The sequence below is a fragment of the Ciceribacter ferrooxidans genome (assembly GCF_004137355.1).
GTDB lineage: Bacteria > Pseudomonadota > Alphaproteobacteria > Rhizobiales > Rhizobiaceae > Allorhizobium > Allorhizobium ferrooxidans.
In genome coordinates this window covers 100,652-124,989 of record NZ_SDVB01000196.1, presented here as the reverse complement: position 1 = coordinate 124,989, position 24,338 = coordinate 100,652, and the positions used below count along the sequence as shown (strand labels likewise).

The window sequence follows — 24,338 nt, the reverse complement described above, 5'->3', positions numbered from 1 at the left end:
CGCCTGCCGGGCGAGGCGATAAACAGGAAGCACCTGATCCGAACTCGCGAGCGCCGGTGACGCATCGATGACCATTCGTTATGACCGGCCCGTCTCCCGCTCGGCCTTCCTGGCGCGGCGGCTCGGGCGTGCGGCCGCCGTCTTCCTCGTCCTCGTCGTGCTTCTCCACCGCTTCGGCCCGCTCACCACACCGGATTTCGTGGCACTCGTGCTCGCCTCCGCGGTTCCGGCGGCGCTCGCCGTGCCGCTCGCGCTCTTCGGCCTCTGGCGGCTCTGGAAGGTCGGGGCGCTCGGCGGCGTCGCGGCGGCGAAGGCGCTCGTCTATGCCGCCCTGCCGCTCGGCCTCGTCGGCTTTGCCGCCTTCCAGTACATGACCCGGCCGATGCTCTACGACGTCTCGACCGATCCCGTCGATCCGCCGGCCTGGATCACGGTGCCGGAGGCGAGGCAGCAATGGCTCGATCGCCCGCCGGTCACGCCGGCAATGCGGCAGGCGCAGGTGGGCGCCTATCCCGGCCTTACCGGGCGACGCTACGAAGGCGCTCTCGACCGCGTCCACGAGGCGGTGCTGAAGGTCGCCGACCTCACCCGCCTCACCGTGACGGCGTCGCGCGGCCACGAGCCTCTCCAGCCGGAGCTTGCGCCGCTGCCGCAGGGCAGGGATGCGCAGGCCACCGCGCCGGCCGAAACGATCCCGGACGTCGGTCCGGTGCCGTTGCCGCGGCCCGCGCCGCAGGAACTCGCCGTCGCCGAGCCGCCGGAGCCCGCCGGCACCGCCCGTATCCAGGCGGAGACGCGCACGCTGGTGCTCGGCCTTTCCTTCGACGTGATGGTGAGGCTCCGCGAGGAGGCCGAGACGACGCTGGTCGATGTCAGGGTGGCGAGTCGCTACGGCCCGCATGATCTCGGCATCGGCGACGTGATCGCCGAGCACTACCTCCACGAGCTCGATGCCGAGCTTCTGGGGGTGGCCGGCGACTGAGCGGCTCGGCCCCTTGCGTCAGGCGATCGTGTAGATGCCGGTGAGCCGCGGCGGGCCTTCTGTCGCGACGATTCCCTTCTCGACGAGATCCTCGATATGGGCGAGCACGGAAAGCGCGGCCGCGCCATGGAGCCGCGGATCGGTATCGCGGTAGATCGCCTTCACCATGTCGGGGATCAGCCGGTCGCCCGCGCGGATGCGTTCCAGCACGGCGCGCTCGCGCATCCGCCTATGGGTGCGGAGCCCGCGCAGGAAGGCCGGCGGGTCCTTCACCGGGCCGCCATGGCCGGGAAAATAGATGCGGTCGTCGCGCAAAAGCAGCCTTTCGAGCGAGGCCATGTAGTCACCCATGGCGCCGTCGGGCGGCGCGACGATGCTCGTCGCCCAGGCCATCACATGGTCTGCGGAAAAGACGATACCGCTCCCCTCAAGCGCGAAGGCGAGGTGGTTTGCGGTGTGGCCGGGGGTCGCGATCGCCGAAAGTGTCCAGCCGTCTCCCTCCACCCTGTCGCCGTCGGCAAGCGCGATGTCCGGGGCAAATTCCATGTCGGAACTTTCCGCGAAAGGATTGGTCTCGCCGGCATGGAGGGGCCGGGCGGCGCGATGCGGCCCTTCGGCGACGATCAGCGCCCCGGTCGCCGCCTTCAGTCGTTTTGCGAGCGGCGAGTGGTCCTTGTGGGTGTGGCTGACGGCGATATGGGTGACCTCACGGCCCGCGAGCGCCTGCATCAGCGCGGAAAAATGCGCCTCGTCCTCCGGCCCCGGATCGATCACCGCGACGGAACCACGGCCGACGATGTAGGTATTCGTGCCGTGGAAGGTGAAGGGGCCGGGATTGTTGACGGTGATCCGCTCCACGCCGTCGGCGACCGGCACCGCCCGGCCGTGGGCCGGTTCGAAGGTGAGGTCGAATTCCGGGCTTTTCGGCGCGTCGCGCGGCTCGCTCATTTGTACTCGATCTCGATGAAGGACATCGGCGCATCGCCGCCGTTGACGACATTGTGTTCGACGCCCGCCTCGCGGCGATAGACCTCGCCGGCTCGGCTCGTCACCCGCCGCTCGCCGGCGGCGTCCTCGATGAGAAAGTGGCAATCGGTCATCGGCACCACCACGTAGCCGAGGCCGTGCACATGGTGCCCGGTCGCAGCCCCGGGCTCGAAATCCCAGCGGGTGACGCGCACCACGGCATCGTCGAGGAGGATCGTCGGCAGGGCAGGCGGGCGGGCGGAAAAGCCGGGCATCGGGCACTCCTCGTTCGGAAGCGGTGAAGTCTCGATCGGACCCTAAGGGGCGCGCGCGTCGCGTCCAATGAAAAATTCGGATGAGCGTGATGAAAACCGTTGATCGGCGAAAACGGCGGGGAGGGGACCCGATTTTTTGTCACGAAACCGTTGCCCCGCCATGCCGCTTTTGCTAAGGGGCAACGGCCGGCGACGGAGCCTTCCTCCCCGCCGCGACGATCCGCACGTGTTGGGGCGTAGCCAAGCGGTAAGGCAGCGGTTTTTGGTACCGCCATCCCCTGGTTCGAATCCAGGCGCCCCAGCCACCGCGTTTTGCTTCCATTAATGCACCGGTATCTCGCGAAACGGCCTCAGACGGCCCAGTCCTCGGCACGCAGTCCCGGGACACGCGAAAACTCCCGCATGTTGTTCCCCTACCTCCGCCCCTTCGTCGGCCGCCAGATGATGGTATCCGGCTTTCGGTCGAAGGGCAGGCCCATCAGCCGGACTTCGCAGTCCTTGGCATCGCAGGTCGTGCATTTGAAGGGCAGGGTGTGCGGATTGCGGCTGCTGCCGTAGACGCGGGCTAGGTCTTCGGCGACAAATTTCGCCTGGCGACCGCACCGCCGGCAGGTGGCGGTGAGGAGCATCTGATGAAGGGCGGCCTTGCCGAGGGTGTCGAACGTCATGGTCATTGCATGAAAAACATGGAACATAACATGAACAAAGTCAAGAAAATCTCCGGCTTTTGGGGGTGAGAGCCAGCGGATTTCCAGAAGTCGGCGGCCTTTGCCGCCATGCGCGTCGCTACAGCGGCCGTCGCATTTTTGACGATAAGCATTTGCTGAATAAGGTAAAAATTAACCTTGGCGCGGCTATAAGGACCTTGCCTCGCGATGGGTAGTGCGTAGCGAGGCTCTTCGACCTTCCCTGATCGCCCGCCCGGCCCACATTCTTCCCGCCCGGCCGACGTCCTCCTTGCAAACACAGGCCGAAAACGAAAACGGGCCCCGCGAAGGAGCCCGTTCCGGATCAGATCCGCCGATGCCCTCGTCATTCGGCGGTCAGGAATTCCTCGCAATAGCTCTTGCCGTCGGTGCCGCGCTTGTCGACCACCGTGCGCACGCCGCGGATGACGTAATCGGGCGAGACCGTGAGCTGTACTTCGCAGCGCAGGTATTCGGTGCGGGCGCTCTGCAGGAGCTTGCCCTTCTTGCCGTCGAGGTCTTCATAGACCGCCGGCACGACGCGGGTCTTGTAGCCGCCACGCCAGGTATAGAGCGTGTTGCCGCCGGCTGACGTGTCGCTGATCGGCGGGCCGAACTTGGCAAAGAAGGCGCCGGCCTGCTTGCCGTTCCAGCGCGCCTCGACGCCGTTCCTGGCGACCCCTGTTGTCGTACATGCGGCAAGGGCCAGCGTAAGGCCAGCCATTGTAATCACGCGGAAATTCATCTGTCCCGTCCCTCGCTTGAGCGGTGGGGCCGGCGACCGCGCCTTTGCGCAGTCCCCGCACCGGCGACCTCACCTCTGGCGGCTTTATCTCCAATTGCCTGCGGAGAAAATCGGTTCCGCGCGCCGGCCCGTTTATTTTCGTGCCTGTATCCCTCCTGCCACGCTCGCCCTGCAAATCAAGGGCTCCGGGCGCCTGCCGCCGCATCTCGCCACGGAGGTCGCTGCGGGCCGTCATAATTTTTTCGCATTGCCCCGGCGCTTTTTTCAAATGACCGCTTGTGCAACAAAAATGGCTGGTCTATAGAGGCGCCGCTGGTCACGGAGTGTAGCGCAGTCTGGTAGCGCACCACGTTCGGGACGTGGGGGTCGCGTGTTCGAATCACGCCACTCCGACCAGCCGAAAAGCCCGCGGAAGCGGGCTTTTTTCATTTCCGGGGCCGAGTTTTCCTCCCGTCCTTCCCATCCACCCGCACCTTGCCGCTTTACAGCCGCGCCCTTGCTCCGCTAAGCGCGGGGAGGGCAAGGCACCGGGGGAGAGCAAACCATGACCGAGCGTTCCATCGTCACCTTCGTCGGCGTTGCGCATCCGTGGATGTGCGACACCATGGGCCACATGAACGTCCGCCATTATGCGGCGATGTTCGACGATGCGAGCTTCCAGCTGCTCGGCCATATCGCCGGGGCGGAAGCGGCCGATGATACGGGCAAGGGCTGGGCGGATGTCCGCACCGAGATCGAATACAAGCACGAGACCAAGCCCGGCGCGCTCCTGACCATCCGCTCGCATGTGGTGAAGGTCGGCCGGTCCTCGATCACCTTCGAGCAGGAGATGCGGGGCAGCCTCGACGGCGTACTCCACGCCCGTGCCCGCACCGTCAGCGCCCGCTTCGATCTCGTCGCCCGCGCCGCGATCGCGCTCGATCCGGCCGCCCGCGCCCGCGCCGAGGCGCTCATGGTGGAGGACGCCGGCTGACCTCCGGCAGGGTGTCGGCCGTTCACGGCCCGTAGATGCGTTCCTCGACCGGCGTCGCGGCGATCTCCGCCTCCAGCGCCTCGACGAGCGCCTTTTCCGCCCGGTTCATCCGCTTTTCGGGGTTGGTGACCAGATAGATGTCGACCGCCGGCGGGTTGTCGTAGGGCGGCAACCGCCAGAGCAGGCCGTCGTCCACGTCGCGGCGCGCGACATGCAGCGGCAGCGGTCCGATGCCGAGCCCCGCGACGATCATCCGGCGCACCTCTTCGAGGCTCGACGAGACCCCGACGACATTGCCGCGCAGCTTCGCTTCGCTGCGCAGCAGCGCCACGGGCCGCAGCGCATCGGAGATGTTGTCGGTCTGGAAGGAGACGGAGGATTCCTCGCGCAGGTCGGCGAGCGTCAGGTTCTTGCGGCCGTAGAGCCGGTGGCCGGGCCCGCAGAAGAAGCCGAAATGCTCGCGATAGACCATGGTGTAGGAAAGCGCCGGATCGCGTTCGCGCATCAGGCAGATGCCGAAGGAAGCGCGCCGCTCGCGCACCCGCTGCACCACCTCCAGGCTCTCGGCGACCGAGATGGTGAGGTTCGCCCGCGGATGGGCCTTGTGGAAGCCGGAAAGCGCCCGGTCGAAGATCGGCGAGACGACATGGCTCGCGAGCGCGATGGAAACGTGCCCGGTCACCGCGCCGGCCGTCCCCTGCATCAGGTCGGGCAGCTGCGAGATCGTGCCGAACACCTCCACCGCCTGCTCGTAGAGCATGAGGCCCGCCTCGGTCAGCTCGAAGCGGGTCGCGTCGCGGTCGACGAGCCGCGTCCCGATCCGGTCTTCGAGCCGCTTCAGCGCATTGCTGACGCTCGGCTGCTTCAGCGCCAGCCGCTCGGCCGCACGGGTGATGCTCTTGCCCTCGGCGATCACGACGAAGGTGCGCAGCAGGTTCCAGTCGAGGTCGAAGACCAGCTTGTCGGCACGGGGCGGCAATGCATTCTCCGAAGCTATGATGTCTATTCCCATTATCTATTTGCAGAATGTTTCGGCAAGGGCAATCATGCCGGCCATTCTCCGGCAGCGGCGCGAGGGCCCGGTTCTTCCGGCGGCAGAGGGGCGATACGACATGACGACAGCCTTTCCGGATTTCGGCCTGACGCCGGAGCAACGCCGCTTCGCGGTGCTCGGCCACTATTACGAATATCCCGGCATGGACGGGGAGCGTGGCGAGATCTGGTGCTACAGCGACCGGATGTCCTATGAAGCGGGTGATCTGGTGACCCTCTTCATCAGTTCCACCGCGGCGCGCTTCGACCTCGAAATCCTGCGCGATGGCGCCGTCGAGATGCCGGTCATGAGCGAACGCGGTCTCGCCGCGCGCTGGCAGGAGACGCCGGACCAGTGTTCCGTCACCGGCTGCGGCTGGCAGGAAAGTTTCGCCTTCCGCATTCCCGCACACTGGCCCTCCGGCGGCTACCGCGTGACGCTCACGGCGGAAGGCCGCAACGGCGCGCCGATCACCTGCCGGCATCTCTTCATCCTGCGTCCCTCTGTGGGGCGCAAGGAGCGGCGGCTGCTGCAGGTGGCCGCGACCGGCACCTGGACCGCCTACAACACCTGGGGCGGTTCCAACCACTACCAGGGCATCACCGGGCCTGACCGCGACCAGTTCGCGACCACCGTCAGCCTCGAACGTCCGTGGTGCCGCGGTTTCGTCACGCTGCCGAAGGAGGCGCCGCGGGTACCGCTTTCGATCGACACCCCGCGGGTGACCGCGCCGCGTTATCCGCACATGGAATGGGCCTTCGCCACCGGCCATTCGAAGAAATACGCCTCCGCCGGCTGGGCGAGCTATGACGGCCATTTCTTCCGCTGGGCCGAGGAGAGAGGCTATGGCATCGATCTGGCGAGCCAGCACGACCTGCATTTCCGGCCGGAAATCCTCGGCGGTTACGACTGCGTGGTCTTCGTCGGCCATGACGAATACTGGACCTGGGAGATGCGCGACGCCGTCGACGGTTTCGTCGAGCGCGGCGGCCGGGCGGCGCGGTTCGCCGGCAATTTCATGTGGCAGACGCGTCTGGAGGACGAGGGCCGCGCCCAAGTCTGTTACAAATACCGGGCGCGAAGCGAAGACCCGGTCTATCGCGGCGGCGACGTCACCCGCGCCACCAACAGCTGGGAGGCGCCGGAGATCGGCCGTCCCGGCGCCATGACCTTCGGCCTCAACGCCACCCGCGGCCTCTATGCCGGCTGGGGCGGCTGCGCCCCGCGCGGCGTGCGCGGCTTTCCGGTCTACCGCCCGGAGCATTGGGCCTTCGCCGGAACCGGGCTCTACTACGGCGACATCCTCGGTGGCGAGAGCCACATCTTCGGCTACGAGGTCGACGGCCTCGACTACGTGATCCGCAACGGCCTGCCGGAGCCGACCGGCGAGGGAAGCCCGCCCGAGGGCCTCGAAGTGCTCGCGCTCGGCATGAGTTCGCTTGTCGAGGAGAGCGCCGACATCCCCGCGGCCGACCGCTTCCTCGGCGACGAGGACGGCCGCTTCGTCGCCGAGACGCTCCACGGGTCGGCGAGCGACGAAAACCTCGAAAAGGTGAAGCGCGGCTGCGGCATGATCGTCAATTTCCCGCGCGGCAAGGGCGAGGTCTTCCACGCCGGCAGCACCGAATGGGTGGCGGGGCTTCTCCGCCGCGACGCGATGGTGGAGCGCGTCACCGCCAATGTCCTCAACCGCTATCTCGAACGCTCATAGGGAATGTCCATGCCGAACCAGCCCGCCGCCCGCCCGGCCTCCCATCTCTTCTACCAGAGCCGCCTGCGCCGGCCGCTCGCGAGCCGTGCCGAGGGCATCTACATCTGGGACGAGACCGGCCGGAAGGTGATCGACGGGTCGAGCGGCGCGATGGTCGTCAACATCGGCCACGGCAATCGCCGCGTCCTCGAGGCGATGAAGCGGCAGATGGACAAGGTGACGTTCGCCTACCGCCTGCATTTCGAGAACGAACCGGCCGAGGAGCTGGCCCGCCGCCTCGCCGGCCATATGCCGGAGGGCATGGACAGGGTCTTCTTCGTCTCCGGCGGCTCGGAGGCGGTCGAATCCTGCCTGAAGCTCGCCCGCCAATGGGCCGTAGCGGTCGGGCAGGCGAGCCGCTACAAGGTGATCTCGCGCTTTCCCTCCTATCACGGCTCGACGCTGGGCGCGCTCGCCGTCACCGGTTACGATGCGCTCACTGCCCCCTTCCTGCCGATGATGCAGGCAATGCCGAAGATCAAGGCGCCGACCGCCTATCTCGACCGTGACAACCTCTCGATGGAGGAGCGCGGGCTGAAATATGCCGACATGCTGGAGGAGAAGATCCTCGCGGAAGGGACGGAAAGCGTGCTCGCCTTCATCATGGAGCCGATCGGCGGCGCATCGACCGGCGCGCTCACCGCGCCCGACAACTACTATCCGCGCATCCGCGAGATCTGCGACCGCTACGGCATCCTGCTGATCCACGACGAGGTGATGAGCGGGGCGGGGCGCACGGGCAAGTATCTCGGCGGCGACCACTGGAACTGCCGGCCGGACCTGATTGCGCTCTCCAAGGGGCTCGGCGCCGGCTACTGCCCGCTCGGCGCGATGATCGCGCCCTCGCGCCTCGTCCGTCCGGTGCTCGATGCCGGCGGCTTCGCCCACGGCTATACCTATGCCGGCAATCCGCTCGCCTGTGCGGCGGGGCTCGCCGTCCTCGATGAGATCGAAAACCACGACCTGCTCGGCAATGCGACACGCGCCGGCAATCTCCTGCGCCGGGAACTCGAAGGGCTCGCCGAACGCTTCCCCTTCATCGGCGACGTGCGTGGCAAGGGCTTGCTGCTCGCCGCCGAATTCATCGCCGATCGTGAGACGATGGCGCCGCTGCCGAAGGAGATGAACGCCTACCAGCGGGTGGTCGACATCGCCTACGAGCGCGGCCTCATCATCTATTCGCGGCGCACCCGCGGCGGCACCGAGGGCGACCATTTCCTCGTCTGCCCGCCGATGATCATCACGCCGGAAGAGATCGCCGAGACGGTCGGCATCCTCGAAAGCACGCTCGCCGAGCTCGCCGCCGAGCTCGGCCTGCCCGTGAACCGCTGAAGGAGAGGCCGATGACCACGAAGACCGATCCCATGCGCAACAAGGTGATCATCACCTGCGCCGTCACCGGCTCGGTGCACACGCCGGCCATGTCGCCCTACCTGCCGGTGACGCCGGACGAGATCGCCGCCGAGGCGATCGCCGCCGCCGAGGCCGGTGCCGCGATCCTGCACCTGCACGCCCGCGACCCGAAGGACGGACGCCCGAGCGCCGATCCGGCGGTCTTCCGGCAGTTCCTGCCGCAGATCCGTGAGGCGACGGACGCGGTGGTCAACATCTCGACCGGCGGCTCCTCGCTGATGGCGCTCGAAGCGCGTCTCGCCCCGGCGCTCGATGCGCAGCCCGAAATGGCTTCCTTCAACATGGGCTCGATGAACTTCGCGCTCTTTCCGGTGCTCGACAAACCTGCCGAATGGAAGCACGCCTGGGAGCCGCAGCTTCTGGAGGCGACCCGCGGCACGATCTTCAAGAACACCTTCGAGGACATGGAATTCATCCTCGATCGCCTCGGTCGGGGATGCGGCACCCGCTTCGAGTTCGAGTGCTACGATGTCGGGCATCTCTACTCGCTCGCCCATCTGCGCGACCGCGGCCTCATCTCGGGCCGGCTCTTCATCCAGTTCGTCTTCGGCGTGCTCGGCGGCATCGGCGCCGATCCGGAAAATCTCACCCACATGAAGCGCATCGCCGACAAGCTCTTCGGTGCGGACTACAGCTTCTCGGTGCTCGCCGCCGGCCGCCACCAGATGCCGATGATCACCATGGCCGCCGCCATGGGCGGCCATGTTCGCGTCGGGCTGGAGGACAGCCTCTACAGCGGCCGCGGCCGTCTCGCCCGCAGCAATGCGGAGCAGGTCGCGCGCATCCGCACCGTCCTCGACGCCCTGTCGCTCGAGGTTGCCACCCCCGCCGAGGCGCGCGCTCATCTCGGCCTGAAGGGCGCCGATGCGGTGGCCTTTTGACGGATGGCGGCTATCATCGCGCCGGCGAAGGGGACCATGAAGAGGACGGGCAGGTCATGAGCGACGAGGGAAACGAGGCTGCGGCACTGCGCATCCGCCCGGCGGAGCCGCAGGATGCCGAGGCGATGCACGCGGCGATCCTCGATCTTGCCGGCCATCTCGGCCAGCAGGCGAAGATCAGGAGCACGGCCGAGGATTTCCGCCGCTACGGCTTCGGCCCGGAGGCGGCGTTTTCCGGCCTCATCGCCGAGGTGGACGGTGAGTTTGCCGGTCTCTGCCTGTTCTTCCCGATCTTCTCGACCTGGCTCGGCCGGCCGGGCGTCTACGTGCAGGACCTTTTCGTCGACGAGCGTTTCCGCGGCCGGCGTATCGGCGAAAGTCTCCTGCGGGCGGTCGCCTCCTGGTCGCGCAAACGCGGCGGCGTCTATCTGCGCCTTGCCGTCGACACCGAAAACGTCTCCGCCCACGGCTTCTACGAGCGCGTGGGCCTCGCCTGGCTCCAGACCGACCGCGAGCACGGCGCCTATGGCGAGGCCTTCCTGGCCCTCGCCGGTCCCGATGAAACCCGACACGAGGACATGCAATGAAAGCCTTCTACGCCGACGAGCAGAAGCGGCACGACCCCAAGATGTTCCTGTCGAGCGGCGCGCCGCACCCCAATCCGGAACAGCCGGAACGCGTCGAGCGCCTGCTTCTCGGCGCGAAGGCCGCCGGTTGCGAGATCGTCCGGCCGCGCGCCCACGGGCTCGCCCCGATCGCGGCCGTCCACACGCCGGAATATCTCGAATTCCTGGAGCATATCTTCGAGCGCTGGCAGCGTATCGCCGGCGCCTCGGAAGAGGTGATCCCGAACATCCATCCGCTTGCCCGCACCGGGCGCTATCCCGCATCCGCCGTCGGTCAGGCCGGCTACCACATGGCCGACACGGCCTGCCCGATCTCCGCGGAAACCTGGCAGAGCGCGTGCTGGAGCGCCTGGAGCGCGGTGGAGGCGGCGGACGCCGTGCTCGCCGGCGCACCGGCGGCTTACGCACTCTGCCGCCCTCCGGGTCACCACGCCTTCGCCGATGTCGCCGGCGGCTTCTGCTTCGTCAACAATTCCGCGGTCGCCGCGCAGCATTTGCGCCGGACGGCGGCGCGCGTCGCGATCCTCGACGTCGACCTTCATCACGGCAACGGCACGCAGGGCATCTTCTATGCCCGCTCCGACGTGCTGACGATCTCGCTCCATGCCGATCCGGTGCGCTTCTACCCCTTCTTCTGGGGCCATGCCGACGAGCGCGGAGAGGGGGCCGGCCTCGGCTACAACCTCAATCTGCCGCTGCCGCGCCAGTCGGGCGACGAGGAGTTCCTGCTCGCCCTCGGCGCCGCCTTCCGCCGCATCCGCGCCTTTTCTCCCGATGCCCTCGTCGTGGCGCTCGGGCTCGATGCCTTCGAGGGCGATCCCTTCGGCGGGCTCTCGGTGACGACGCCCGGTTTTTCGCGGATCGGCGAGGCGATCGCGGGCCTTAAGCTACCGACCGTCATCGTCCAGGAAGGCGGCTATCTCTGCGACGCGCTTTCCGACAATCTCAACGCCTTCCTTTCAGCCTTCGGGGCAGGCGCCGGCGGCTGATCAGCACGCGGCCGGACGCCTCGTCGCATCGTTGCGTCCGGCTGCATCTTGAAACCGACACAATGCATGGTCATCTATAGCTTCGGTATCGGGCTTGATGCGGCTGGCGCTCCAGGGAGAGCGCCTCTTGAATGCACGCATCGGACATCGGCTCTCAATACGAGCCTTGAGCTTTCCCCTGCAGCCTGAATTCTTCCCAAGACATGATCGCGGCCGGTCCGATTTGGAGACCGTCGCCCAGGAAAACTATGCAAAAGACACAAAAACAGACGAACAAGAACCTGAAGACCCTCTCGCCGCCGCGGCGTCTGCCGGTTGCGGCAGCCCCCGCCGGGCGCATCGCCGGCCCCGCAGCCTGGAGACCGGCGGTCGTGCGCTTCAGCCGCGAGGAAATGCGCGCGCTCGTCGCCGAGCAGATCGACTGACGTCGCGGCGCTTCCCACCGATCCATTCATAACAAACCTTCCACCAAGGAGAGGCCGGCAAGACCGGCCTGAATACGAAGAATGAGCAAACGACAGACCCGCGGCCCTCGCCAGAAGAGCCCGTCAAACAACCGCGCCCGCGGCGGCTCACGCGGCGGCGCGCGCGGCCCGGCCAACTCGCCCAAGGCCGCAATGGACCGCTACGAACACTATCTTGCGCTGGCGCAGGAGACGGCACGCTCGGGCGACCGCATCGAAGCGGAAAACTACTACCAGCACGCCGAACATTACTATCGCAGCGCTGCGGCGATTGCCGCCGCAGCCGCGGAAAAGACCCCTCACGCCTGAGGCGGTGTCCCCTCACGACCGGCGGCGAAGGCACCACTCCGTGACGATCGCCTGCATGGGCACGTCATGCGGCTGCGGATGGATGGTCGCGATTTCCTGTAATCCATAACCGACGCCGATCGCCATCGGCTGACCGGCAAGCCCCGCCAGCGTGCGGTCGTAATAGCCGCCGCCATAGCCGAGGCGATAGAAGTCGCGGTCGAAACCGACCAGCGGCGCGATCACCACATCCGGCGTAACCTCCGGTCCCTCCGCGGGGTACGGGATGTTCCACACCCCGCGTTCGAGTTTCTCGCCCTCCGCCCAGGCGCGGAAGGTGAGCGGCTGTCCCTTGCCGGCGACGACCGGGAGCAGGGCCTTCCCCCCTCGTGCCGTCACCGTCGCCATCCAGGGCCTGAGATCGGGTTCTCCCCGAAACGGCCAGTAGAGGCTGATCGCCCTGCCGGCGACCTCGGGAACGAGCGTGTCGAGCCGCTCGGCGATCAGTCTCGAATAGCTCGCCCGCGCATCCGGCGAAAGCGCCATGCGCTGGGCGATCAGCCGCTCCCGCTCCGCCGCGCGCCAGCGCATGACGTCATGTGGCTCCGCCGGCGCGAGCCCCATATAGGCCGGGTCGATCTCGTGCATGAAACAGGCCGGCGAAGCATATTCGCGGCTTTCGTCGTCGTCGTCGCGACCGGACATCAATCCTCCCTCTGCCGGCGTGGAACGAACTTTCCCCGCAAGCCGGCGAAGCGGCAATAATCTTCCTTGAGTAGCATTCCGGCATCGCCAATAAAACGGGCAATCTGCTTCTTTCTAAAGCAGGGCCTGTCCAAAGAGCGAGCAAATAGCCGAGAAAATGACTGACGGACCCGTTCGACGCCGACGCTTCCCGCCTGAAACCCGCTTCCCCTTCTTTCATCCCATCCTTGCCGGCGCGACGCTGCGCGAGCGCCTGCTCGCCTGCGTCGGCGCGCTGCTTGCGACCACACTCACCGGCTTCCTCTGTGGGGCGCTGCTCGGACCCGATCCGCATCTGCCGCTGATCGTCGCGCCGATCGGCGCGTCCGCGGTCATTCTCTTCGTCGTTCCCTCAAGCCCGCTCGGACAGCCCTGGTCGGTGATCGGCGGCAACGTCATTTCGGCCATGGTCGGGCTCACCGTCGCGCAAATGGTGCCGGAGCCCGTTCTTGCGACCGGGATTGCCGCGGCGCTGGCGATCGCCGCCATGTCGCTCACCCGCTCGCTCCATCCGCCCGGCGGCGCCGTCGCCATGACGGCGGTGCTCGGCAATGCCGCACTCGCAAAATGGGGCTATCTCTATCCCTTCGTCCCGGTCGGGTTGAATTCCTGCCTGCTGGTCGGCCTCGCCTTCCTCTTCCACCGCGCGACGGGCCGCGCCTATCCGCATGTCGCGGCACCCCGTCCGGTGAATACGCACGAGACCCGCGACCTGCCGCCGCCCGTCCGCGTCGGTTTCCGCGAGGAGGACATCGATGCGGCGCTCGCCGCGCTCGACGAGACCTTCGATATCGACCGCGGCGATCTCGAGCGGCTGCTGAAGCAGGTCGAGGTCGAGGCGACGATCCGGGCACACGGCCCGCTTTCGTGCGGCGACATCATGTCCCGCGATGTGGTGACCGTCGGCGAACGGGCCTCGCCCGGTGAAGCCCGCCAACTGCTCCTGCACCACAATATCCGCACCCTGCCAGTGACCGGGGAGGACGACCGCCTGCTCGGCACGGTCGGCCTCAGGGAACTCGCCCATGCCGGCGAGGAGATCGCCGGCGTCATCTCCGCCGCGGCGACCGCCGCCGTCGATGATCCGGCGCTCGGCCTCATGCCGCTCCTGACCGACGGCCGCGCCCACGCCGTCGTCATCATCGACGGCGACCGGCACATTCTGGGGCTGATTTCGCAGACCGATCTGCTCGCTGCGATCGCCCGGTCCTTGCCCGGCACGCGCGGGCATGCGAGCCTCGCCGGTGCGCCGCCGGTGCTGGTCGCGGCGCAGTAGAGCGGGAGCCATGCCATGAAGATCGAACGCGATGCGAAGGGCGATTTCCTCGTCGATTCCGCCGAGATCGCCGGCCGTTTCGGCCTTGCGGAAGAGGATTTCCGAAAGCGCATGCATCACGGGCTCGTCAAGAGCACGGTCGAGATCGGCGAGGGCGAGGATGCCGGCACCCGCCGCTTGAGCCTTCGGCTCGGAAATCGCGTCTGGCGGGCGATCCTCGACGGCGAGGACCGCGTGATCCGCGAGGGCGTTTCCTTCGTCCGCGGCGAGCTCCTGCGGCGTCCGGAGGCCGGAGAGCAGGCGTGACACCCCGGCCGCCGCGTCAGAGCGTGCGGCCGAAGCGGACGTGCTGTCCGTCCGCCGTCGAAAGATCGACGGTCATCCCGGGCGTGGCCGCGGCCACCGCCCGGATATCCTCCTCCTTCATCAGGCTGAAGGCCGTCGAAAAGGCGTCGGCGGCCGTCGCCGACGGCGCCACCACGCTCATGCGGCGATAGAGCGGCGGCACCGCGCCCTGCCGCGGATCGAGAATATGGCCGAAGCGTCCGGACGGATCGAAGTGGAAGCCGGAGGCGCTGGAGGTCGCGACCGCCTTGTCGATGACCGGCAGGATGGTGTCCACCCGTTCCCCCGTCTCGGTTTCGGCAAGCCCGATCCGCCACGGGCTGCCGTCGGCCTTCGCACCGATTGCGCGGCTCTCGCCCATCTCGACGAGGCTGCTGGTCACGCCGGCATCGCGCAGCAGCGCCACTACCTTGTCGGTGATGTAGCCCTGGGCGATGCCGTTCAGGGTGAGCGCCATGCCGGCCTTTGCGAAGGCGATGCGGTCGCCGTTGAAGCGTACACTATCGAAGGCGACCATCGAGAGCGCCTGCGTCAGCGTCCTGCCTTCCGGCCCGGACGGATCGGCTCCGAGGGCCTGGAAGTGGCGGGCATAGAGCATCCAGAGCGGCTGCACGGTCGGGTCGAAGGCGCCGCCGGTCGTCTCCCAGGCGGTCCGGCAATGGCCGAGCAGATCCACGAGGTCGGCGGGCGGTGCGGCAAGCGCACCCGTGCGGTTGAGCTCGGAAAGAACCGAATCGGCGCGATAGAGGCTGAAGATGTCCTCCAGCCGACGAACCTCGGCGACGACGCGGGCGACGAGTGCCTCCGCCTCCGCCTGGTCGTGGTGATTGAGGACCAGCGTCGCGGGCGCGCCGAGCGCCTGCCCCTGCCAGGTCACGGGCGCGATTGCCGCATGCGCACGGCCGGCGAAGGGAATGAGGGGAAGCCCGGCGACGGCGGCCATGATGGTCAGTGCCCGGCGGCGGTTGAAAGCGTCAGCCATTGTTCTGTCCTTTCTCGTCCGTGCCGTTGCCGAGCACGTAATCCTGCGGCACCTCGTCGAAGCGGACGACGCGGCCGCCGTTCTTCTCCGCAAAATCCTTGGCCGCCGCCTCGGTCGAGAACGGCACGGTCTCCTCGGTGCCCATGCCGCCGCGTACCGAACTGCCGATGACGAAGAAGGCCTTGCGCGCGTCGACCCAGTTCTCCGCCCCCGGTTCGTCCCAGTTCGGCGCCTTCGCCATGTCGGAAACGTAGATCGCCGCGATGTCCTTCGGCTCCTCCGGCAGCATGGTGAAGGCGAGCGCGTCGCGGGCCGACGAGAACCAGATCGGTTCCGGGATCTGTTCGAGGATGATCTGTCCCTTCGGACCTGCATGCTCCAGCACGTTCATGCCGCAGTAACGGCCCATCGCCTCTTCGGTCAGCGCGTAGGGGGCCGGTACCTCTACCTTCTGCTCCTCGCTACATCCGGTAAGCAGCAGGAGCGCGAGGAGGCTTGATGCCAGAACAAACGGTCTCATAGTTCTCTCCTCGAGAAAAGCAGTGTCGCGGCGGCAAGCGGCGCGAGCGTCCAGACGGCAAGTGCTACGAGAAGCAGCGCCGGCGAAAGCCCGGTATGGGCGGCGACCCCGCCGAGGCCGGAAAGTGCGCCCGCTTCGCCCGAGCCGAGATTGAGGAGCCGGTAGGCGTCGGTCGGGTTTGCGAGCAGCAGAAGATCGAGAAGCCAGGACGGCACGGTCTTACCCTGCGCGGCGACGAGGGCGCCGAGCAGCGCCATGTCGTAGATCAGCACGAAGAACAGCCAGATGCCAACGGCAATCCCGCCCGCGGTGCTGCGCTCGCCCGAAACCGCGCTCGCCACGTAGCCGATCGCCGTGAAGACGGCGCCGAGCAGCACCGACGAGGCGATCATCGCGAGGAAGGCGCGCAGGCTTTCGGCATCGATCGCCGTGCCGGTCGCCGCAAGTGCCGCGGCGGCGGCGCCGTAGCCGAAGACGGTCGCGAAGGCGAGGATCGCCAGATGCCCGAGGAACTTGCCGAAGATCACCTCGCGCCGCCCGATCGGGTAGCTCAGGAGCAAGAGCATCGTGCCGCGCTCCATCTCGCCGACGATCGCATCGTGGGAGAGCAGCAGCGCGATCAGCGGCACGAGGAAGATCGTCAGGCTCGCAAGCGAGACGATGACGACGTCGAGCCGCCCGGCGCCGACATTACCGGTCGGGGCGCTGCCGAGAAAGGTGAGCGTCAGGGCAAGCGCCGCAAGCAGCAGCGTGGTCGCGAGCACCCAGCGGTTCCTGAGCCCCTCCTGGATTTCCTTGCGGGCGATGATCAATAGGTTGGTCATGGTCTCTGCTGCCCTCTCAGGAAATGCGCGTAAAGATCGTCGAGCGTCGGCTCGGCGACGCTGAGGGTGCTCAGCGCCGTCGGTGTCGCCGTCACCTTCCGGAGCAGCGCGATCTTCTCCTCCGGCGCGACGTCCGTTTCGAAAGCACCGTCTCCGAGGTTCCTCCACGGCGTGGCGCCGTTGATCCCCTGCGGCTTCTCGGTGCCTTCCGCGACCTTGAGGCTGATCCGCGTCGGCAGGCGCGCGATGCGGCGCAGGTCGTCGAGTGTGCCGTCGGCGATCTTCACACCGTCGTTGACGATGACGACGCGGTCGGCGCGGCCCTCGAGTTCGGTGAGTGCGTGCGAGGAAAGAAGCACCGTCGTGCCCTTGTCCCGCAGCTCGGCGATGAGATCGTAGAAGCTGCGGCGGAGCGCCGGGTCGAGGCCGCTCGTCGGCTCGTCGAGGAGCAGGATGCGTGGTTTTCCGAGCAGCGCCTGCGCGAGCCCGAGGCGCTGGCGCATGCCCTTGGAATAGGTCCGGACCGGCCGGTCGGCGGCGAGCGGCGCGAGCCCCACCCGCTCGAAGAGACCGGGGATCTCCGCCTCGTCGACGTGCTTCAGCCGCGCATAGAAGGAAAGCGTCTCGCGGCCGGTGAGCGCCATGTGGAAGGAGACGCTCTCCGGAAGATAGCCGAGCCGCCGGCGCACCGCGAAATCGCCGCTCGACGGGTCCTCGCCGAGCACGTTCACCGTGCCGGTCGTCGGCCGGATGAGGCCGAGCATCATCTTGATGAGCGTCGTCTTGCCGGCGCCGTTGTGGCCGACGAGCGCGATCGTCTCGCCGGCGCCGAGGGTGAAGGAAACGTCGCGCACGGCGTCTACCTTGCCGTAGCGCTTGCCGACGGCGGAGAGGCTGACGGTTTCGGTCATCGCACCACCCCCTTGCCGGCTGGCTGCATGGCGGCGGGCGGCGTCATCAGCGGCCGGCTGTCGACCACGCCGCCCGGCAGCAGGGCGGGAAACTGCGCCTGCGCCCAGCGGATCACCTGCACCGCCGGGCTGCTGGTCAGCAGCTTCGCCTGCGGTGCGGTCCAGAGCACGCGGTCGATGAGATCGTTCGGCCGGTACGGCGTGTCGCCGATGCCGTCGCCGTCGAGGTCGAAGGCCGGATTGTCGCTCCAGTAGTTGCCGCGCCCGCCTTCCGACCAGTCGAGATAGCGGGTGCCGACGTATTTGACCTGGTTGCGGTTGTCGATGAATGCATTGCCGCTCATGCGGTTGCCCTCCGAGCCGGCGGTGAAGTGGATGCCGATCGCGCAGCCTTCGAACAGGTTGTCGGCGAAACGGTTCCGGTTGGCGTTGTAGATGAAGACGCATTTCTCCGGCCCGAGCCGGGTTCCGCCGAGGCTGACGGTATCCTCCTCGCTCGATTGCGGCACGCCGTGTTCGGAGCGCGTGCCGGCGCTGAGCCAGCGGTCGATCGGCTGCATGCGGCCGATCACCGTGTTGCCGGTAATGACGGAGCCGTTGGCCGAGTTCAGCAGCAGGCCGTGGTCGCGGTCGCCGTCGGAGACGTTGCCGGTGACCTTCAGCCGTTGCGAGAACATGATGGCGTAGCCGACCGAATTGCCGGTCGAGACGTTGTCGCTCACTTCGCTGTCGTTGGTGTACATGTAGTGCACGGCAAAGCGCAGGTCGCGGAAGCGGTTGCCGCGGAAGACGTTGTTCTTGCTGGCATTGGTGGCGATGCCGTCGCGGCCGAAGCGGATGTCGTTGTCGAGCACCTTGGCGCCGGGCGCGTTCCAGACGGTGACGCCGTTGCCGGCCTCGCTCATGCGGCCTTCCTGCAGGCCGACGATCCGGTTGCCGCGCGCCACGGAATCGCGGGCGCCGTGCAGGTAGATGCCGAAGAGGTTGCCGGTGATCTCGTTGTCCTCGACGACCGCGCCCGTCGCCGTCTGCGCGACGAAGACCCCGGAATCGAGGGCCGCGATGTCCAGGCCCGATCCGGTGATCGAAAGGTTGCGGACGGTGACGTTCTCGGCGTTGACGGTGACGACGCTGCCGCGGCCGGCGCCGGCGATCACCGCGCCGTCTTCACCGGCAAGCGTCAGCGGTTTGCCTATGGTGACCGGACCTCGATAGGTCCCGGCCTGCAGCATGATCGTGTCGCCGGGTGCCGCCCGGTCGATCACCGCCTGCAGGGCGGCATCCTCCGCCGGCGAAATCTTGAGCTCCGCAGCGAAGGCAAAAGGTGGGAGGGCGGCCGTGAAGGCCGCCATCCCGATCAGTGTTGCCGCGGAAAGGCGGATCATCATACCGCCTTCGGTTCGACGAACATGCGGCCCTTCATCTCCATGTGCATCGCATGGCAGAACCACGAGCAGTAGTACCAGTAGACGCCGGCCTTGGACGCCTTGAAGGTCACCGAGGAGGTCGCCTGCGGGCCGATCTCCATGTTTATGCCGTAGTTGACGATGGCGAAGCCGTGCGTCAGATCCTCGACCTCGTCGATATTGGTGACGTAGACGGTGACTTCGTCGCCCTGCTTGACCGTGAAGTCCTCGAGGCCGAAGGCCGGTGCCGAGGAGGTCATGTAGACGCGGACCTTGTCGCCGTCGCGGATGACCGTGCTGTCGGCCAGCAGGTCGACGCCGTCGGCCTTCGCCTGGGCCACCGCATCGGCGAAGAACGGGTCGTCGCGCTTCCAGATGCTCACCGGGTTGATCTTCGAGGCGTGGACCAGCGTCGCGTCATGCGGCTCGGCGAAGGTCGGGTTGTCGTGGACGATCACCATCTCGTCGCCGGAAATGTCGATCAGCTGGTCGTTCTCCGGCTTCAGCGGGCCGACGTTCAGGTAGCGGTCCTTGGAGAACTTGTTGAGCGACACAAGCCACTTGCCGTCGGCTTCCTTGGTCTGGCCCATCGAGCTGTGGTTGTGGCCCGGCTGGTAGTGGACGTCGAGCTTCTGGCGGATCGGATCGACCTTCTCGCCGGCATAGGCCTTCTTGGCGTCCTCGATGTTCCACTTGCAGACCTGGCTGTCGATGAACAGCGTGGTGTAGGCGTTGCCACGGCCGTCATAGGCAGTGTGCAGCGGGCCGAGGCCGAGTTCCGGCTCGGCGACGACGCAGTCGCGCGGCTCAATCTTGTCGTCGAACAGGTCGTCGAACTTGCGAACGTCAAAGACCGTGACGGTCGGCGAAAGCTTGCCGTTCGCCACGACGTGGATACCGTCCGGCGCGGTGTTGATGCCGTGCGGGCTGTTCGAGACCGGGATGTAGCGTGTGTAGGGCGAGCCGTGACGGCCGTCGAGAACGGGCACGCCGCCCAGTTCCTGGAAGTCGCCCTTGGCCACGGCTTCCTCGATGCGCTTCAGGTTGAAGACGACGACCCAGTCCTGCTCGCTCGCCATCATCTCGGCGAGGTTCACGCCCTCTTCGGAGTTGTAGCAGGTGGCGAAAGCGTACTTGCCCTGGTAGTCGGCGTCGACGTTGTCGAGGTTGCCGTCGACCTTGATCTGCCAGGCGACCTTCATCGTGTCGCCGTCGATCGCCGAGAAGATCGCGTGATACTGCTTGTGGTCGTTGAGAATCTTGCCGTCGTTCGGGATCGGCACGCGGTCTTCACCGTTCGCGAAGACGTAGCCGGTACGCGGATACTTCTGCACGCGCAGGCCGTGGACGGTGTGCTGGTTCGGCAGCTGGATGATCTTGTCGCACTTCATCACGTCGAGACGGATGCGGCAAACGCGGGTGTTCGCCTTGTCGTTGGCGAAGAGATAGCGGCCGTCATAGGTCCCGTCCGTCTGCGACGGATGCGGATGGTGCAGGTCGCCGTTCATGTAGATGCCGCCCATGTCCGCCAGGAATTCCCGGGTTTCCGGCAGCAGTCCCTCGGTCAGCACCTTGCGGCTCTCGTTGGTGAGGCCCCAGCCCGTCGCGCTGCAGCGGTTGAAGACCGGAATGCGCATCATCTCGCGCATGGACGGCACGCCGACGACGCGCACTTCACCCGTCTGGCCGCTCGAGAAGAAGGCGTAGTATTCATCCAGCTCGCCGGGCTTCACCTCGTAGGTGTTGCCGCCGGCCGCTTCCTGGGCCTTGGCGGGTGTCGCGGTGCCGCCGGTCAGCGTCAGCGCGCCGCTGACGCTTGCCGCGCCGGCCGCCGCTGCGATCGCCGTGGTGCCGAGCATCTGGCGTCTGTTCAGGCGCATTTTCTCTTCGTTTGACATACTACCTCTCCTTGGGTGGTTGGTCAGTTCGGATTTGCACCGGCGCCGCCCGCGGGAGCGATCGGTTCGCCGTTGTGGGTCACGCGCGTCTTCGCCGGTGCCTCGCCGCGCGAGGAAGGGGTGGAGAGCGCCATGAACTTTTCCCGCTTCAGCCGCACCTGGATCATGTGCGGACAGCGGTGGTCGTCGTGGTAGAGTTCCTGGCAGTGCATGCAGTAGATGCACTCGTTGACGTTGATCTGCCCTTCCGGATGGATCGACTGCACCGGACATTCCTTGGCGCAGCGCTGGCAGGGCGAGCCGCATTCCGGCCACCGCTTCAGCCATTCGAACATGCGGATGCGCCCGGGGATCGCGAGTGCCGCACCGAGCGGACAGAGATAGCGGCAGTAGAAGCGCTCGATGAAGAGGCCGGCGATCAGCAGCGCCACCGCGAAGACGACGAAGGGCCAGTCGCGGACGAATTTCAGGATGATCGCCGTCTTGAAGGGCTCGACCTCGGCATAGACCTCGGCAAGTGCCACCGAATAGAGCGACAGGCCGAAGAGGCCGAGGAAGATCATGTACTTGATCGGCCAGAGCCGCTCGTGCAGGCCCCAGGGCAGGGTGATCTGCGGCACCTTCAGCCACTTGGCGACCGTGTTCGTCAGCTCCTGCAGTGCGCCGAAGGGGCAGAGCCAGCCGCAGAACGGCCCGCGACCCCAGAAGAGCAGTGAAGCGGCGACCGCCCCCCACAGGATGAAGATCAGCGGCGCGGAGAGGAAGAACTCCCAGCTGAAGCCGGAGATCAGCGCGTTGAAGAAGGTGAAGACGTTGACGACCGAGAGCTGGGCGTTGGCGTACCAGCCGAGCCAGACGAGCGTGAACAAGAGGTAGCCGCGCCGGACCCAGGCGAACAGGACCGGACGTTTGACCAGCCAGTCCTGGAAGAAGAAGATCGCGGTCAGCACGAGCAGTGCGGCAGCCGTTATGGCGATCGACACCGTGTTCATCTGCCACATCTTCACCCAGAGGGGCTGTTCGCTGGCAATCGGGTTCAAAGGGGGTGCTTCGCCCGCCGGCGCGGCTTGCGGCGTCGGGGCAGGGGGGGCGTCCTGCGCCGGCGGCGCTTTCTCGATGGTGACGTAGGAATCCGGCAACGTGTAGCCGAGATTGTAGGGCATGACCGCCTTCTCGCGGCCGCCGGCGCCGCGCTGGACGAGGAGCTGCAGCTCGAAGGGTGAGGTCACGTCGAAGGCGAACTGCTCGGGGATCACGAAGAGGGCGATTTCGCGTAGTCGCGGCGCTCCGGCGGCCGCAAGGACCGGCAGGCGCTGATGGTCGCGGTCGCGGAAGCGCAAGCCCTGGCCGTTCTGCAGAAGCTCGATGCGGTCGAAGATGCCGCCGCGAACATAGCCGGAGCCCTTGAAGGAATAGGCGCCGTCGCCGGCGACGATGATCGCCGACTGGCCGGGCTTCAGCCGCGAGGCCAGGCGCTCGTATCCGCTGTCGCCGAGAAGCGAGCGGCCGATGAGCGGCACGCTGACGGGGGCGACGTAGAGGTCGATGAAACGGTCCTCGGGCTTGTGCGTCTCCGGATGGTCGGCGGCGGCCGGTTGCCCCGCCTGGCGGAACGCGTCGCTCACCTCGCCGACCGTCAGCCGCAGGCTGCGCACGGAGCCGTCGCCGAGAAGCGTCTGCCAGTCGGCCGTCCCGGTCTTGGACATGTCGAGCTTGCGGATTTCGGCGGTTGCGGCCGCGGCGGCGGCAGTACCTTCGCCGGCGAGCCGACCGCTGCGGATGAGCTGCACGGCGGAGCGGACGACGCTGTCACCCATGACCAGCACCGTGACCGTCGCGCCGCTGACGATGTCGGCCTGCGGCGGGCGTTCCGCGCCGGCGGCGACCTTGCCCATGTCACGGCCGATGAAGGCGTTGAGCGAGGCGACCACCTTGGCTTCGGGAATGCCGATCAGCACGATCGGTTCCTTGTGCGCGACGAGCTTCAGCCCGCGCAGGACACCCTGCCGGTCGATGCCGACGACGATCTGGATCGGTTTGCCGGAATAGCCGACGGAACTGGTGACGTCGGAATTGAGGTAGGCATAGCCGAGCAATTCCTCGCCGCGCATCACCGGGGCGACCGGCGGCTCGCCGACCGGCGCACCGAATCGGTCTGCGCCCTCGAAGAGTTCGGAGGGCTGCACCTTGTCGAGGAAGGTGGCGAGCTGTCCGGCTTGCGGGGAGAAGGCCGGCGCCAGAAAAGCGGAGAGAAGAATGAACCAGAAGACGAGAAGACGGGAAATCAGGGAAGAGTCTGAATGCGAGAGCATGCTTTTCGGCCTCTTTCTTCGTCTGCCGTGCGGTCAAGCGACGGTTTATAAACGCCGATCGTGAAACTCTTTGATTCAAATCAACTATAACAGATGTATCTTTTAATCATAGTTCGAAAGCCGATCCGTGAGGGCGCTTCCGCCCTCCGCCGCCATGAGGAGAACCGTTTAAAATGAACAGCTGGAGCAATACCGAAGAGCCGTGGGCCGTATCCTCCATGGGCGAATTGCTGGCGCTTGCCCGTGCCATGGAAAAGGAGGCGATCGACGGCTATCTGGCGCTGGCCGAGCGCATGCGCGCCGAGGGGCGTCCCGATCTCGCCGAGGTTTTTGACCGGCTGACCGCCGAGGAACGCGGCCATCTCGGCAATGTCGATCGCTGGGTCGAGGCAAGGCACGAAAAGGTGCCGCCGGTTGCACCGCTGCCGGAGCCGTTGTTCGACGACGAAGGGGCGGCGCTGGTCGCGCCGGAACTTCTCAATTCCTACCGCGCCTTCTCGATGGCGGTGCGCAACGAGGAACGCGCCTTCGTCTTCTGGACCTACGTCGCCGCCCACGCGCCGAGCGACGAGATCCGCGAGGCCGCGGAGCGGATGGCGATGGAGGAGCTCGGCCATGTCGCGACGCTCAGGCGCGAGCGGCGGCAGGCCTTCCATCAGCTTCGCCGGATCGAGGCCGATTGCGGTCCGGGCGATCTGGCGGCGCTCGAAATGCGGCTCGCCGACCATCTGGAGAGCCGGGCAGCACTTTCCGGCGGCGAGCGTGGTGGGCGGCTGCGCGTCTTCGCCCACGAGGCACAGGCGCGGGCGGCCCATCTTTCCCGCACGCCGGCGGCCGAGACGCCGATTCTCGAACGGGTGCCGGACACCGTGCGCGACCGGCTGGTGCCGCTCTGCGAACTCATTCTCGACGCCTATCTCGACCTTGCCGAACGCAGCAAGCCGGAGGAGGAGCGCATCCGCGCCCAGACATTCGCCGGCGACGTCGTCCGGTGCCTGCAGACGCTTCGCGGCCTGCCGTCCCACTGAAGGAAGGTGCCATTCGGCGAA

General features: G+C 66.9%; 25 protein-coding genes and 2 tRNA genes. 14 read left to right on the top strand and 13 right to left on the bottom strand.

The features are described 5' to 3' along the window. Positions 1-67 precede the first annotated feature (67 nt). Positions 68-982: a DUF1499 domain-containing protein gene (locus EUU22_RS09895; RefSeq protein ID WP_129331856.1), complete on the top strand. Its 915-nt coding sequence runs from the start codon at positions 68-70 to the stop codon at positions 980-982. Positions 983-1,000: 18 nt separating this feature from the next. On the opposite strand, the gene EUU22_RS09890 is transcribed toward EUU22_RS09895, so the two are convergent. Next, the gene (locus EUU22_RS09890; protein WP_129331855.1) at positions 1,001-1,930 is read right to left on the bottom strand and encodes an MBL fold metallo-hydrolase; all 930 of its coding nucleotides are present in this window, start codon (positions 1,928-1,930) and stop codon (positions 1,001-1,003) included. Beyond that, positions 1,927-2,223: a cupin domain-containing protein gene (locus EUU22_RS09885; RefSeq protein WP_114364477.1), complete on the bottom strand. Its 297-nt coding sequence runs from the start codon at positions 2,221-2,223 to the stop codon at positions 1,927-1,929. The genes EUU22_RS09890 and EUU22_RS09885 overlap by 4 nt, the downstream gene beginning before the upstream one ends. Before the next feature lie 230 nt (positions 2,224-2,453). Between EUU22_RS09885 and EUU22_RS09880 the strand changes: the two genes are divergently transcribed. Then, positions 2,454-2,528: transfer RNA gene (locus EUU22_RS09880), tRNA-Gln, on the top strand. A gap of 108 nt (positions 2,529-2,636) precedes the next feature. Here EUU22_RS09880 and EUU22_RS09875 read toward each other — a convergent pair. Beyond that, positions 2,637-2,891 carry a hypothetical protein gene (locus EUU22_RS09875; RefSeq protein WP_129331854.1) on the bottom strand — a complete coding sequence of 85 codons (255 nt, stop codon included), beginning with the start codon at positions 2,889-2,891 and terminating at the stop codon, positions 2,637-2,639. 364 nt (positions 2,892-3,255) lie between these two features. Then, positions 3,256-3,654 (bottom strand): hypothetical protein, encoded by a 399-nt coding sequence (locus EUU22_RS09870; RefSeq protein WP_129331853.1) that lies wholly within the window; start codon positions 3,652-3,654, stop codon positions 3,256-3,258. Between the two features lie 319 nt (positions 3,655-3,973). On the opposite strand from EUU22_RS09870, the gene EUU22_RS09865 reads away from it, so the two are divergent. Next, positions 3,974-4,050: transfer RNA gene (locus EUU22_RS09865), tRNA-Pro, on the top strand. A gap of 148 nt (positions 4,051-4,198) precedes the next feature. Beyond that, on the top strand, positions 4,199-4,627 hold the full coding sequence (locus tag EUU22_RS09860; protein ID WP_129331852.1) for an acyl-CoA thioesterase: 429 nt from the start codon (positions 4,199-4,201) through the stop codon (positions 4,625-4,627). Positions 4,628-4,649: 22 nt separating this feature from the next. On the opposite strand, the gene EUU22_RS09855 is transcribed toward EUU22_RS09860, so the two are convergent. Beyond that, positions 4,650-5,639: a LysR family transcriptional regulator gene (locus EUU22_RS09855; RefSeq protein WP_129331851.1), complete on the bottom strand. Its 990-nt coding sequence runs from the start codon at positions 5,637-5,639 to the stop codon at positions 4,650-4,652. Positions 5,640-5,739: 100 nt separating this feature from the next. Between EUU22_RS09855 and EUU22_RS09850 the strand changes: the two genes are divergently transcribed. From EUU22_RS09850 to EUU22_RS09825, 7 genes are all read left to right on the top strand, one after another. After that, complete coding sequence (locus EUU22_RS09850; RefSeq protein ID WP_129331936.1) at positions 5,740-7,371, top strand: N,N-dimethylformamidase beta subunit family domain-containing protein; 1,632 nt, start codon at positions 5,740-5,742, stop codon at positions 7,369-7,371. Between the two features lie 9 nt (positions 7,372-7,380). Next, the gene (locus tag EUU22_RS09845) at positions 7,381-8,742 is read left to right on the top strand and encodes an aminotransferase family protein (RefSeq protein ID WP_439329132.1); all 1,362 of its coding nucleotides are present in this window, start codon (positions 7,381-7,383) and stop codon (positions 8,740-8,742) included. Between the two features lie 11 nt (positions 8,743-8,753). Beyond that, on the top strand, positions 8,754-9,704 hold the full coding sequence (kce, locus tag EUU22_RS09840; RefSeq protein ID WP_245484952.1) for a 3,5-dioxohexanoate:acetyl-CoA acetone transferase: 951 nt from the start codon (positions 8,754-8,756) through the stop codon (positions 9,702-9,704). 56 nt (positions 9,705-9,760) lie between these two features. Then, positions 9,761-10,291, top strand: a complete 531-nt coding sequence (locus EUU22_RS09835) for a GNAT family N-acetyltransferase (protein ID WP_129331849.1) — start codon at positions 9,761-9,763, stop codon at positions 10,289-10,291. Then, positions 10,288-11,319, top strand: a complete 1,032-nt coding sequence (locus tag EUU22_RS09830; protein ID WP_129331848.1) for a histone deacetylase family protein — start codon at positions 10,288-10,290, stop codon at positions 11,317-11,319. Before EUU22_RS09835 ends, EUU22_RS09830 begins: the two co-directional genes overlap by 4 nt. 248 nt (positions 11,320-11,567) lie before the next feature. Next, on the top strand, positions 11,568-11,744 hold the full coding sequence (locus tag EUU22_RS25250) for a hypothetical protein (protein WP_165351133.1): 177 nt from the start codon (positions 11,568-11,570) through the stop codon (positions 11,742-11,744). A gap of 81 nt (positions 11,745-11,825) precedes the next feature. After that, complete coding sequence (locus tag EUU22_RS09825) at positions 11,826-12,092, top strand: DUF4167 domain-containing protein (protein ID WP_129331847.1); 267 nt, start codon at positions 11,826-11,828, stop codon at positions 12,090-12,092. Positions 12,093-12,104: 12 nt separating this feature from the next. Here the strand turns inward: EUU22_RS09825 and EUU22_RS09820 are convergent, their stop codons facing one another. Further along, positions 12,105-12,776, bottom strand: a complete 672-nt coding sequence (locus EUU22_RS09820; protein WP_245484951.1) for a 5-formyltetrahydrofolate cyclo-ligase — start codon at positions 12,774-12,776, stop codon at positions 12,105-12,107. Between the two features lie 157 nt (positions 12,777-12,933). On the opposite strand from EUU22_RS09820, the gene EUU22_RS09815 reads away from it, so the two are divergent. Both EUU22_RS09815 and EUU22_RS09810 read left to right on the top strand, forming a co-directional pair. Further along, positions 12,934-14,091, top strand: coding sequence for an HPP family protein (locus EUU22_RS09815; protein WP_129331846.1), 1,158 nt, complete (start codon positions 12,934-12,936; stop codon positions 14,089-14,091). Between the two features lie 15 nt (positions 14,092-14,106). Further along, on the top strand, positions 14,107-14,397 hold the full coding sequence (locus EUU22_RS09810; RefSeq protein WP_129331845.1) for a DUF6522 family protein: 291 nt from the start codon (positions 14,107-14,109) through the stop codon (positions 14,395-14,397). A 16-nt stretch (positions 14,398-14,413) separates the two neighbouring features. Here the strand turns inward: EUU22_RS09810 and EUU22_RS09805 are convergent, their stop codons facing one another. The 7 genes from EUU22_RS09805 to EUU22_RS09775 are packed head-to-tail and all read right to left on the bottom strand — an operon-like array spanning position 14,414 to position 23,289. Beyond that, positions 14,414-15,418 (bottom strand): FAD:protein FMN transferase, encoded by a 1,005-nt coding sequence (locus EUU22_RS09805; RefSeq protein ID WP_129331844.1) that lies wholly within the window; start codon positions 15,416-15,418, stop codon positions 14,414-14,416. Continuing rightward, a complete protein-coding gene (locus EUU22_RS09800) occupies positions 15,411-15,938 on the bottom strand; it encodes a nitrous oxide reductase accessory protein NosL (RefSeq protein WP_129331843.1) in 528 nt (175 codons plus the stop codon). Before EUU22_RS09800 ends, EUU22_RS09805 begins: the two co-directional genes overlap by 8 nt. Further along, positions 15,935-16,762, bottom strand: a complete 828-nt coding sequence (locus EUU22_RS09795) for an ABC transporter permease subunit (protein ID WP_129331842.1) — start codon at positions 16,760-16,762, stop codon at positions 15,935-15,937. Before EUU22_RS09795 ends, EUU22_RS09800 begins: the two co-directional genes overlap by 4 nt. Beyond that, entirely contained in the window at positions 16,759-17,673 is a 915-nt protein-coding gene (locus EUU22_RS09790; RefSeq protein ID WP_129331841.1) for an ABC transporter ATP-binding protein, read from the bottom strand. The genes EUU22_RS09795 and EUU22_RS09790 overlap by 4 nt, the downstream gene beginning before the upstream one ends. Further along, positions 17,670-19,061 (bottom strand): nitrous oxide reductase family maturation protein NosD, encoded by a 1,392-nt coding sequence (locus EUU22_RS09785; RefSeq protein ID WP_439329131.1) that lies wholly within the window; start codon positions 19,059-19,061, stop codon positions 17,670-17,672. The genes EUU22_RS09790 and EUU22_RS09785 overlap by 4 nt, the downstream gene beginning before the upstream one ends. Next, positions 19,058-20,977, bottom strand: coding sequence for a TAT-dependent nitrous-oxide reductase (gene nosZ, locus EUU22_RS09780; protein ID WP_129331839.1), 1,920 nt, complete (start codon positions 20,975-20,977; stop codon positions 19,058-19,060). The genes EUU22_RS09785 and nosZ overlap by 4 nt, the downstream gene beginning before the upstream one ends. Positions 20,978-21,000: 23 nt before the next feature. Then, entirely contained in the window at positions 21,001-23,289 is a 2,289-nt protein-coding gene (locus EUU22_RS09775) for a regulatory protein NosR (RefSeq protein WP_129331838.1), read from the bottom strand. A 173-nt stretch (positions 23,290-23,462) separates the two neighbouring features. On the opposite strand from EUU22_RS09775, the gene EUU22_RS09770 reads away from it, so the two are divergent. Beyond that, positions 23,463-24,317 (top strand): ferritin-like domain-containing protein, encoded by an 855-nt coding sequence (locus EUU22_RS09770; RefSeq protein ID WP_129331837.1) that lies wholly within the window; start codon positions 23,463-23,465, stop codon positions 24,315-24,317. Positions 24,318-24,338: the final 21 nt, after the last annotated feature.

Excerpts from the sequence above, each read along its gene's own strand:
- EUU22_RS09895 (WP_129331856.1), top strand. The coding sequence starts at position 68 with ATGACCATTCGTTATGACCGGCCCGTCTCCCGCTCGGCCTTCCTGGCG.
- EUU22_RS09890 (WP_129331855.1), bottom strand. The coding sequence starts at position 1,930 with ATGAGCGAGCCGCGCGACGCGCCGAAAAGCCCGGAATTCGACCTCACC.
- EUU22_RS09885 (WP_114364477.1), bottom strand. The coding sequence starts at position 2,223 with ATGCCCGGCTTTTCCGCCCGCCCGCCTGCCCTGCCGACGATCCTCCTC.
- EUU22_RS09875 (WP_129331854.1), bottom strand. The coding sequence starts at position 2,891 with ATGACGTTCGACACCCTCGGCAAGGCCGCCCTTCATCAGATGCTCCTC.
- EUU22_RS09870 (WP_129331853.1), bottom strand. The coding sequence starts at position 3,654 with ATGAATTTCCGCGTGATTACAATGGCTGGCCTTACGCTGGCCCTTGCC.
- EUU22_RS09860 (WP_129331852.1), top strand. The coding sequence starts at position 4,199 with ATGACCGAGCGTTCCATCGTCACCTTCGTCGGCGTTGCGCATCCGTGG.
- EUU22_RS09855 (WP_129331851.1), bottom strand. The coding sequence starts at position 5,639 with ATGGGAATAGACATCATAGCTTCGGAGAATGCATTGCCGCCCCGTGCC.
- EUU22_RS09850 (WP_129331936.1), top strand. The coding sequence starts at position 5,740 with ATGACGACAGCCTTTCCGGATTTCGGCCTGACGCCGGAGCAACGCCGC.
- EUU22_RS09845 (WP_439329132.1), top strand. The coding sequence starts at position 7,381 with ATGCCGAACCAGCCCGCCGCCCGCCCGGCCTCCCATCTCTTCTACCAG.
- kce (WP_245484952.1), top strand. The coding sequence starts at position 8,754 with ATGACCACGAAGACCGATCCCATGCGCAACAAGGTGATCATCACCTGC.
- EUU22_RS09835 (WP_129331849.1), top strand. The coding sequence starts at position 9,761 with ATGAGCGACGAGGGAAACGAGGCTGCGGCACTGCGCATCCGCCCGGCG.
- EUU22_RS09830 (WP_129331848.1), top strand. The coding sequence starts at position 10,288 with ATGAAAGCCTTCTACGCCGACGAGCAGAAGCGGCACGACCCCAAGATG.
- EUU22_RS25250 (WP_165351133.1), top strand. The coding sequence starts at position 11,568 with ATGCAAAAGACACAAAAACAGACGAACAAGAACCTGAAGACCCTCTCG.
- EUU22_RS09825 (WP_129331847.1), top strand. The coding sequence starts at position 11,826 with ATGAGCAAACGACAGACCCGCGGCCCTCGCCAGAAGAGCCCGTCAAAC.
- EUU22_RS09820 (WP_245484951.1), bottom strand. The coding sequence starts at position 12,776 with ATGTCCGGTCGCGACGACGACGACGAAAGCCGCGAATATGCTTCGCCG.
- EUU22_RS09815 (WP_129331846.1), top strand. The coding sequence starts at position 12,934 with ATGACTGACGGACCCGTTCGACGCCGACGCTTCCCGCCTGAAACCCGC.
- EUU22_RS09810 (WP_129331845.1), top strand. The coding sequence starts at position 14,107 with ATGAAGATCGAACGCGATGCGAAGGGCGATTTCCTCGTCGATTCCGCC.
- EUU22_RS09805 (WP_129331844.1), bottom strand. The coding sequence starts at position 15,418 with ATGGCTGACGCTTTCAACCGCCGCCGGGCACTGACCATCATGGCCGCC.
- EUU22_RS09800 (WP_129331843.1), bottom strand. The coding sequence starts at position 15,938 with ATGAGACCGTTTGTTCTGGCATCAAGCCTCCTCGCGCTCCTGCTGCTT.
- EUU22_RS09795 (WP_129331842.1), bottom strand. The coding sequence starts at position 16,762 with ATGACCAACCTATTGATCATCGCCCGCAAGGAAATCCAGGAGGGGCTC.
- EUU22_RS09790 (WP_129331841.1), bottom strand. The coding sequence starts at position 17,673 with ATGACCGAAACCGTCAGCCTCTCCGCCGTCGGCAAGCGCTACGGCAAG.
- EUU22_RS09785 (WP_439329131.1), bottom strand. The coding sequence starts at position 19,061 with ATGATGATCCGCCTTTCCGCGGCAACACTGATCGGGATGGCGGCCTTC.
- nosZ (WP_129331839.1), bottom strand. The coding sequence starts at position 20,977 with ATGTCAAACGAAGAGAAAATGCGCCTGAACAGACGCCAGATGCTCGGC.
- EUU22_RS09775 (WP_129331838.1), bottom strand. The coding sequence starts at position 23,289 with ATGCTCTCGCATTCAGACTCTTCCCTGATTTCCCGTCTTCTCGTCTTC.
- EUU22_RS09770 (WP_129331837.1), top strand. The coding sequence starts at position 23,463 with ATGAACAGCTGGAGCAATACCGAAGAGCCGTGGGCCGTATCCTCCATG.